Annotated in this window: 9 protein-coding genes; 5 read left to right on the top strand and 4 right to left on the bottom strand. The window is 68.1% G+C overall.

What is annotated here, in order from left to right:
• The 3 genes from ABZ664_RS39195 to ABZ664_RS39205 all read right to left on the bottom strand — a co-directional run.
• On the bottom strand, positions 1-381 hold a 381-nt coding region (locus ABZ664_RS39195), incomplete at its 3' end, for a hypothetical protein (protein ID WP_362522325.1).
• The gene (locus ABZ664_RS39200) at positions 365-799 is read right to left on the bottom strand and encodes a hypothetical protein (protein WP_362522327.1); all 435 of its coding nucleotides are present in this window, start codon (positions 797-799) and stop codon (positions 365-367) included. The genes ABZ664_RS39200 and ABZ664_RS39195, both read right to left, overlap by 17 nt.
• A complete protein-coding gene (locus ABZ664_RS39205; protein ID WP_362522329.1) occupies positions 796-1470 on the bottom strand; it encodes a hypothetical protein in 675 nt (224 codons plus the stop codon). The genes ABZ664_RS39200 and ABZ664_RS39205 overlap by 4 nt, the downstream gene beginning before the upstream one ends.
• A gap of 183 nt (positions 1471-1653) precedes the next feature.
• Here ABZ664_RS39205 and ABZ664_RS39210 point away from each other — a divergent pair, with 183 nt between their 5' ends.
• Both ABZ664_RS39210 and ABZ664_RS39215 read left to right on the top strand, forming a co-directional pair.
• A complete protein-coding gene (locus ABZ664_RS39210) occupies positions 1654-2865 on the top strand; it encodes a hypothetical protein (protein ID WP_362522331.1) in 1212 nt (403 codons plus the stop codon).
• A gap of 21 nt (positions 2866-2886) precedes the next feature.
• Positions 2887-3195 (top strand): 4a-hydroxytetrahydrobiopterin dehydratase, encoded by a 309-nt coding sequence (locus ABZ664_RS39215; protein ID WP_362522333.1) that lies wholly within the window; start codon positions 2887-2889, stop codon positions 3193-3195.
• A 348-nt stretch (positions 3196-3543) separates the two neighbouring features.
• Here the strand turns inward: ABZ664_RS39215 and ABZ664_RS39220 are convergent, their stop codons facing one another.
• The gene (locus ABZ664_RS39220) at positions 3544-4206 is read right to left on the bottom strand and encodes an HAD family hydrolase (protein ID WP_362522336.1); all 663 of its coding nucleotides are present in this window, start codon (positions 4204-4206) and stop codon (positions 3544-3546) included.
• 410 nt (positions 4207-4616) lie between these two features.
• On the opposite strand from ABZ664_RS39220, the gene ABZ664_RS39225 reads away from it, so the two are divergent.
• From ABZ664_RS39225 to ABZ664_RS39235, 3 genes are read left to right on the top strand one after another with little or no spacing between them, the layout of a single operon-like run.
• On the top strand, positions 4617-5786 hold the full coding sequence (locus tag ABZ664_RS39225; RefSeq protein ID WP_362522338.1) for a sensor histidine kinase: 1170 nt from the start codon (positions 4617-4619) through the stop codon (positions 5784-5786).
• Between the two features lie 4 nt (positions 5787-5790).
• Entirely contained in the window at positions 5791-6477 is a 687-nt protein-coding gene (locus ABZ664_RS39230) for a response regulator transcription factor (protein ID WP_362522340.1), read from the top strand.
• Positions 6478-6513: 36 nt separating this feature from the next.
• Entirely contained in the window at positions 6514-7854 is a 1341-nt protein-coding gene (locus ABZ664_RS39235) for a nitrilase-related carbon-nitrogen hydrolase (protein ID WP_362522342.1), read from the top strand.
• The last annotated feature ends 416 nt before the right edge of the window (positions 7855-8270 follow it).

Consider the following 8270-nt stretch of genomic DNA (forward strand, 5'->3'; position numbering starts at 1 on the left):
GCCGGGCTGCCGGGTGGACGCGTTCACCCGGTCGTCTGTGGGGGTGTCGTGGGACGGGATCACGACCGGTTCCCTTTCCTGCGGGAAGTGGTGGGATGGGACTTGTTCGTCGGGGCCTATGGGCAGGATGCGGGGGTGGGGAACGAGTCCCGGGGCCGGCAGCGGCGGTGGTGAGACCTGCGGCTCGATGTCGGCTTGCTGCATGAGGTCCCACAGTTCGGCGGCGCTTTGGGCGTGGATGATGCGGCACTGGCGTGGGTCGGTGAGTTGCCACGCCTCGAAGCGGCGGTGTCGCAGGCTCCACATGATCAGCCAGGTCGGCGCGTACTGCTGCACTTGTCGGGCGGCGCGGGTGGCGTCGGCGTCAGCGCGGGACAACATGCTGTGCCGGGATGACGTCGGCCAGCAGCGGGAGTTCGCTTTCCAGGATGCTGGTGGCGGGGCGGGCGCGCAGGATCCGGTGGTGCTCGGCGAGCTGGGCCGCGGCCACGGGCAGCCTCAGCGCGGAGCTGAGCAGGGGCGGGTTGGAGTGGCTGAGTTCGGGGCTGGTCCACCAGAAGTTCTCGCCGTCGGTGTAGGCGAGCAGGCCGAGGAAGACGGAGACGATGGCGTTGCCGGAGGCGAGGGGGTGGACGTCGGTCGAGATGCCGTAGACGTTGTCCAGGATGGCGGCGAGTTTCTCGGCGAGTTGGACGGCGGTCGGCTGTTCGGCGGGGGTGGGCGGCGGAGCGGCATACGCCTGGGAAACCGGAGCACTGCCGCGCCTGCTCATGGGGGTGCCTTGCGGGGTCGCGTTCATGCTGCGACCTCCCAACGGCGGGGCTGGTGCCGTCGGGGTGAAGGGGTGTTCGGGGGGCGGCTCCGGCCGGGGGCGGCGGCGGGCCCCGGCCGGAGGGTCTGGAAGGCGAGCGGCCAGGTGGCCGACTTCAAGCCCATGCTCGGAGGCGAGGAAGCGGCCAAGTTGGCGGCGGTGCGGGCCCTGCGGTGGGTGAGGGTGTCGCGGGCGAGCGCCAGGCGGGTCGCGCGGTCGGCTCGTGTCTCGACCGGGCGGGGCGTGGGGCGTCGGTTGTCGTCGCGTCGGGCCGGTGCGGTGGTGGCGGGTCGTCGGGCCGGGCGGGAGAAGAGGGAGGGCGTCCGCTCGGGCAGTGGCGTGGGTGCGGTCGGTGCGGGCGGCTCGGAGCGGCGCTGCGCGGGGATCAGGGGGATGACCTCGGCGGGCGCCACGGCGATGGGCTGCTCGACGCGGGGGAAGGGCTGCGGACCGGTGCGGCGGCGCGCTTCCAGGCGCTGGGCCATCAGCTCGCCGGTCGGCTGCGCGTACTCGTGGTCGGTGGCCTGGCCAAGGCAGTGGTGAGCGTAGGGGGCATGTCCGCAGACGGCGCATCCCATCGGCAGCGGTGACGCGTCGGCGAAACAGGAACAGCCGCTTGTCGTGGTCCGGTCGAGAACCGGGGCATTAAGGTTATTCACGGGTCAGGAGAGCCTTCCTGATCAAGGGCCCGTCCGGACGTCGCAAGCGCCGGGCGGGTCCGTCTTATTTGGGGGCCACACTTATTAGTGAAGTCGTGCGCATCCTGTCGCGGGAGGCGGAGAATGGCGGAGAATAGCCCGGAGACTTCAAGTCTCCGGGTACTCCGGTCAGGTGGTGCGGCGATGACCCAGCAACAGCGCCCAGAATGGGCCGTACGGCTACAGACTCAGCGGGAAGCTCAAAACTGGAACAAGTGTGAAATGGCACGCCAGCTCATTCGCGCTGCTGGCTATGGCCATGGATCTGTCGACTCGCTGACTCGACAGATTCGCGACTGGGAGAAAGGGAAGCATTTTCCCCGAGACTGGACCTCCGCCTACTCCACAGCCTTCGGCATCCCCGAAGGGGAACTTTTCGGCACGGGAGAACCGAAGCGGCGTGACATATTGGAGATTAGTGTCAGTGCGATCGATATCCCCCCTTATCCACCTCATCAGGGTCCTGTAGCTCCGGAGCTCGTCATGTACTTCCTCGAACAGCTTCCCGGCCACTACAAGGCCGACATGTGGCTCGGTCCTCGCCATCTCATCCCGACCGTCACGACTCAGGCGCAGCTCATCAAGGAACTCGTACATGCTGCTGATGCGCCGGTACGTCGCGGCTTGCTGGGCGCTGGTGTCGCATATGCGGCACTGCTCGGCTGGCTGCACCAAGATGCCGGCGACAGCAGTCGGTCGGAGCTCTGGCGAACCATCGCCTTGGACATGGCTCATCGCTCTCAGGACCCTCAGCTCATCAGCTACGCCCTCACCAACAAAGCGATGCTCGCGGTCGATGTGGGCGATGGCCGCACCGTTGTCGACTACGCCGAGGCCGCCTTGATCAATGAGAGCAAGTTGTGTCCGAAGGTGCGGATACTTGCTTTGGTACACCAGGCGCATGGCCAGTCGATGCTGCCTGCCGGGGACAAGGAACTGGTCGACCGGCTGCTTGATCGAGCAGCCGAGCTCGTGGATCAGGTCGACGACGAGCATCCCTGGGGCAACGCCTGTCGTCGCACCCGCGGATACATCGAAGTTCAGCGGGCGACCGCCTATATCCGGCTGGGCGTTTACCGGGAGGCGGTCGCACTTTGGGACGAGGTGCTTGGCGACGCTCCGGACGCGGCGCGGCGTGACAACGCGGTGTTCTGGGCGCGTCAGGCAAGCGCTCTGGCCGCAGTTCCTGAACCAGAACGGGTTGTCCAGATCGCGTCGGCCACTGCGGCGATCGTGGAGGGCACAGGATCGGCTCGACTGCGTCAGGAGCTGAGGGAAATCCCTCGCCGCGCGACCGCCTGGGCGGACACCTCGTCCGGCAGAGAACTGAATGAGATCATTTCTCAGTTCAACTGACTGCATGACGCGGAGATACCGATGACCCCTCAGCTGTTGTCCGAAGAGCAGATCGTCGCCCATCTGACCGAGCTGCCAGGGTGGGAGCGTGAGGGGCAGACCATAGCCCGAACGTTCAAGCACGCCTATCACGAGTGCGTACATCTGGCCATGTACGTCGCGGCCAAGGCTCGCGAGGTCGGCCACCATCCTGATATTCACATCACCTGGCAGCGGATCCGATTCGTGATCACTACTCACGACGCCGGAAACCGCCTCACAGCCAAGGACTTTGAGCTCGCCCGGCATATTGACGCGATCGCCATTGGACACGGCGCCGAAGAGGTCTGAGCGCACGGTTTTCCTGCGTGTGCTTCGAGCGCGGCGCTGTACGCCTGGGGGTTGATCTACCACCGCACCGGATCACCTCGGGGAGATCCCGGCGGGCCGACGCCTCCCGTCGCGGACCGAGCTTGAGCGGGAGTTCCCGATCAGCCGGACACGATCAAGAAGGCACTCGACGTCCTCAAGGTCGAGGGCCTGGTCGAGACGGCGCCTGGCCTGTTCGTGAAGTCGGAACGCCCCGCTTCGTGAGAGACAGGACGTTTCCCTGCGGTGGTTAGCCGGGCCCGGGCGGCAACGCTTACGGTCAGAGCTCTGGCGCTGGCGGGCGAGCGGGCTCGTCGACGCGTACGACTCTCATCGCGCTGCAGCGTCGAGCGCGCGCACCTTGTCCGGCAGTTCGGTCAGGGAGTCGATCCGCAGCGAGGGTACGCGGTCGGCGTCCGGGTCGGCCTGCTGGATCATCCCCCATGGGCCGCGACGGATCAGCGCGGCGCGCATCCCGGCTGCGATCGCCGGGTGGATGTCGTTGTCCAGGCGGTCGCCGACGTACAGGATCTCCTGCGCTTCGAAGGGGACGACGTCGGCGACCCTCTTGAAGAACTCCGGGTCCGGCTTGGAGATGCCCCAATCGTCGGAGGTGCCGATGAGGTCGACGTCGGCGGTGAACAGCTCGCGAAGGATCCGGCCCGCGCGCACGGTCTGGTTGCCCGCGATCCCGAGCCAGAGCCCATCGTCGCGCAGGGAGGTGAGGGTCGGCCGGACGTCGGCGTACAGGTCCTCCTCGCCGAAGGTCTCCGGTTGTCCGGCGGCGGCGCGCTTCTCGCGTTCCTCGTAGAGGTCGAAGCCGGGCCGGAACACTTGGAACACCTCGCGGTAGTCGAGGCCGCGGGCGATGGTCGCGCCGAAGACGGCGCTGAAGGTGTGGCGGGGGATGTTGAGCCAGTCGGCCCAGGTCCCGTACTCGCTGCTCTCGTCCACCAGGCACTCGCCGACGTCGAAGACCACAGCGCGGATCATGATACGAGCCTATTGGAGTTCCAGGTGTTTCGGTCGGTTCACCTTTGGTCACGACGAATCGACGGCCGGTTCTGTGAGGAGCCTGGACAATTGCCTAACGTGATGGGGATTTCCGGCTTCGAGCCGACCTTTCTCGTCGGACTCGAAGCCGTTCGTCGGCCTGGAACTGCGCGAAGTCGCTCTGCTTGAGTGGCGGTCATCATGTCATGACCTGGCGGACGGCACCCTCGCTGTGGAGTTCGTCTTCGATGCCGGTCGTTTTCACATCGCCAACGCTCTTGATGAGAACAGCATCGATGTCGGCGATGCCCATCCAGAGTTCGTGCGGCACCGGTTGGGGTCTGACGCGTAGCCCTCCCAGCAGGGGGACCCGGACCAAGGGGCAGGACCCTGCCGGCTGCGTAGCGGGAATGATCACTCTTGAGAGTGAGGGCAGCGGGCGGATGGATCCGGATAATGGGCGGATGTTCGCGGCGGGCCGGACCGACAGGGTGGTTGACGGGGTGCTTGCGGCGGGCGTGGTCCTGGCTACGGTGATGCCGCTTGTTCTGCCCGATCCCGATCCGTGGTGGATCATCGGGCTGGGGCTGCTGGCGTCGGTGCCGGTGGGGTGGCGCAGGCGGGCGCCGATGGTGGTGGCGGTAGTGGTCGGGGCGGCGATGTCGGTGTTGGTGACATGGGAGAAGCCGTTGCTGCCCTTCGGGCCGCTGCTGGCCGTCTACACGATCGCCGACCTGAGTCCCACGTGGAAGAGGCTGGCGGCGATTCCGGCGATCGTGGCGGCTGTGGGGACCTCGTTGGTGCTGCCGGGGGAGAACGACGAGACCTTCCGGCTGGTGGGGACCGCCTTCGTGGCCGCCTACGCGCTGGGCACCAGTGTCAGGGCGAGCCGCTCGCGAGCCGCCGAGCTGACCGAGCGGGCGCGGCGGCTGGAGCAGGAGCACATCGCGGCGGCGGCCGAGGAACGCACTCGGATCGCGCGCGACATGCATGACATCGTCACCCACTCCGTTGGGCTGATGGTGGTCCAGGCCGAAGCCGGGCCGGTGGTGGTGCGCGGCGACCCGGACAGGGCCGAAGCGGTTTTCGACGCGATCGCCGACATTGGAAGAGGTGCGCTGGCCGAGCTCCGGGGGGTGCTCACCACGCTGCGGGCCCCTGGCGAAGGTGGCGGACCGGCGTGCGGCCATGCCGACGAGCGCCTGAGCGAGTCACTGTTCCAGCCACGTCTGGCCAACCTCCCCGCGTTGCTCGACCGCAGCGGTCTCGATGTGGTGAGTACGACCGCCGGTATCCCGCGCCCGGTCGCCGAAAGCGTTGAGGCCGCCGTCTACCGGATCGTTCAGGAGGCGCTCACCAACGTGCGCAAGCACGCCGGTACGCGTGCCGTACACCTCGCTCTGACCTGGGGGGAGCGCCTGACGGTGGAGATCACCGACAACGGGCGAGGGCCGGGCGAGCGCGGCGGGTACGGGCTGGCCGGGATGCGAGAACGGGCGGCGGCATGCGGCGGGACGTTCAGGGCCGAGGCGGGGCGGGGCGGGGGATTCATGGTGAGAGCCGAATTTCCGCTTGAATAGCCGCATGTTGCGGGTGCTCATCGCCGACGACCAAGACCTCTTCCGCGCGGCGTTCGGGCTGATCCTGGGGGCGCAGCCGGACATGGAGGTGGTCGGCGAGGCCGCCGACGGCGAGGAGGCGATCGCCGCGGCCGGGCGGCTCCAGCCGGACGTGGTCCTGATGGACGTGCGCATGCCGGGCAGGAACGGCATCGAGGCGACCAGGGAGATCTGCGCCACCACCGCCGCCAAGGTACTCGTGCTGACCATGTTCGATCTCGACGAGTACGTCTACGACGCGGTCCGGGCGGGGGCGAGCGGCTTCCTGCTGAAGGACATCCGGCGCGACGAGCTGGCCTACGCCGTCCGTACCGTCGCCTCGGGTGAGGCCCTGCTGGCCCCGGCGGCGACCAGGAGGCTGCTTGAGGACCTGGTGCGCAGACCCGCCCACGGCGTCGCCCCCCGGCTGACCGCCAGGCTGGCCGCACTGACCGAACGCGAGCGCGAGACGCTGAGGCTGGTCGCGCACGGCCTGTCGAACGCGGAGATCGCCGCCGCGCTCGTGGTCACCGAGCACACGGTCAAGACACACGTCAGCCGCATGCTCACCAAGCTGGACCTGCGGGACCGGGTCCAGGCCGTGGTGCTCGCCTACGAGTCCGGGCTGGTGGTCGCCGGCAGGAGTGACAACGGAGATCACACCCGCGAGTGACGCGCCCGCGGGGTGGGGGAAAGCACGATCATCGGCATGGAACGCATCCTGCTCACCCTCGCCTCCGCCGTCCTGACGCACTTCGGCACCGGTCTCCATCCCGTCTGGTGGCTCACCTGGCTCGCGCCGATCCCTGTCCTGTTCCTGGCTCGCCGGGCAGGCGGGGGTACGGCTTTCGCCGCCGGGACGTTGGTCTGGCTCACCGGCCAGGCGCAGATGTGGCCGTACTTCACCGGACCCCTTGAAATGCCACCCGCGCTGGCCGCCGCCTTCATCGCCGGCCCCGCGCTCTGTTACGGCTTGGGTGTGCTGCTCTTCCGCACCCTGATCGTGCGCGGCAGGCCGCTCCTGGCGGCGTCGGCCGTACCGGCCGTCTGGGTCACCGCCGAGTACGTCATGAACCTCGCCGCGCCGCACGGGGCCTGGTGGAATCTGGCGTACACGCAGGCCGACGTCCTGCCCGTGCTGCAGACCGCCTCGGTCACCGGGGTATGGGGCATCACCTTCCTCCTGCTGTTCGTGCCCGCCTCCGTCGCGGTCCTGCGGCCACGTGCGGCGATGGTCTCGGGTGTGCTGGTCGCGCTCACGCTCGGCCATGGTCTCGTACGGCTCGCGACGCCCGCCGACACCGGGGGACGGAAGGTCGCGCTGGTCGCGACGGACGACTCCGAGCAGCTCGTCCGCCGGTACGGCGAGGCCGTGGACGCCGCGGTGGCCCGCGGGGCGGAGATCGTGGTGCTGCCCGAGAAGGTTTTCAAGACCGCCGACCTGCCGTTCGCCCGCCCGGGCGTGGAGGTGGTCGCGGGGATCGCCATGGAGACCAACAGCGCGGTGAGCTACCCCTCCGGCGTGCGCTACGACAAGCACCACATGATCCCCGGGGTGGAGCGCGAATTCCGGCCCGGCACCGGCCTGGCCTTCCTCGACGGCAATCGGCTCGGCCTCATCATCTGTAAGGATTTGGACTTCCCCGGCCTGGTCAGGGAGTACGGCAGGGCCGGTGCCGCCGCCCTGCTCGCGCCGGCCTGGGACTTCGGCGAGGACGCGTGGCTGCACAGCCGCATGGCGGTGGTGCGCGGCGTGGAGAACGGCCTCGCGGTGGCCCGCGCCGCACGTGGGGGACGGCTCACGGTCAGCGACAACCGCGGCCGGATCCTGACCGAGCGCCACACCGGCATGACGGGCATGACCACGGTCACGGCCACCCTGCCTCGGGAGGGCTCGGCCACCCTCTACACCGTCCTGGGAGACTGGGCCGCGTGGGCCTCGGCAGGGTTGCTGCTGCTCGCGCTCGGTGCGTCGGCCCGGAAGAAATCCTCCGGCCCGGTGAGCGAGAGTCCGGCCGGCTCACCTGCACGCTCTTTGAACAGGTCCTAGTGACCGTAACCGGCGCGTAAGCGCGGTGAGCATCCCCGCCTCACCGGGGTCAGCAGGTCGTATGAAGATCTTGTTCACGGATGGAGTATCACCCGCCCTGCACTTTTAGGTACACGGCAATTTCATTTGGCGGCCCCGGACGCCGTCACCGGCACCAGGACCGCACAGAGCAAGATCCGGGATATGCGCGAGATGATCTCGGTTGTCGGACCCGACGCGAAGGTCGTACGTCCGGCTCGGAGAGTGTTGCCCAACCGAATCGTTGATCCGCTGTAAAACCGTCGACCTTTCTCTGAGCTGGGTGTTCTCTCGCAGGTACCCCTGGCTGTACCTCTGTTCGGGTGTGTGCGGGAACGACGGGGAGGGTTCGTGCCTGGTGTGCTGATCGCTGTCGGTCGAGCTCCTCCAGGGAGAAG

The sequence above is a fragment of the Streptosporangium sp. NPDC006930 genome, assembly GCF_040635605.1.
Taxonomy (GTDB): domain Bacteria; phylum Actinomycetota; class Actinomycetes; order Streptosporangiales; family Streptosporangiaceae; genus Streptosporangium.

Coding starts and splice junctions, on each gene's coding strand:
- ABZ664_RS39200 (WP_362522327.1), bottom strand. CDS start 799: ATGAACGCGACCCCGCAAGGCACCCCCATGAGCAGGCGCGGCAGTGCT.
- ABZ664_RS39210 (WP_362522331.1), top strand. CDS start 1,654: ATGACCCAGCAACAGCGCCCAGAATGGGCCGTACGGCTACAGACTCAG.
- ABZ664_RS39215 (WP_362522333.1), top strand. CDS start 2,887: ATGACCCCTCAGCTGTTGTCCGAAGAGCAGATCGTCGCCCATCTGACC.
- ABZ664_RS39220 (WP_362522336.1), bottom strand. CDS start 4,206: ATGATCCGCGCTGTGGTCTTCGACGTCGGCGAGTGCCTGGTGGACGAG.
- ABZ664_RS39225 (WP_362522338.1), top strand. CDS start 4,617: ATGATCACTCTTGAGAGTGAGGGCAGCGGGCGGATGGATCCGGATAAT.
- ABZ664_RS39230 (WP_362522340.1), top strand. CDS start 5,791: ATGTTGCGGGTGCTCATCGCCGACGACCAAGACCTCTTCCGCGCGGCG.
- ABZ664_RS39235 (WP_362522342.1), top strand. CDS start 6,514: ATGGAACGCATCCTGCTCACCCTCGCCTCCGCCGTCCTGACGCACTTC.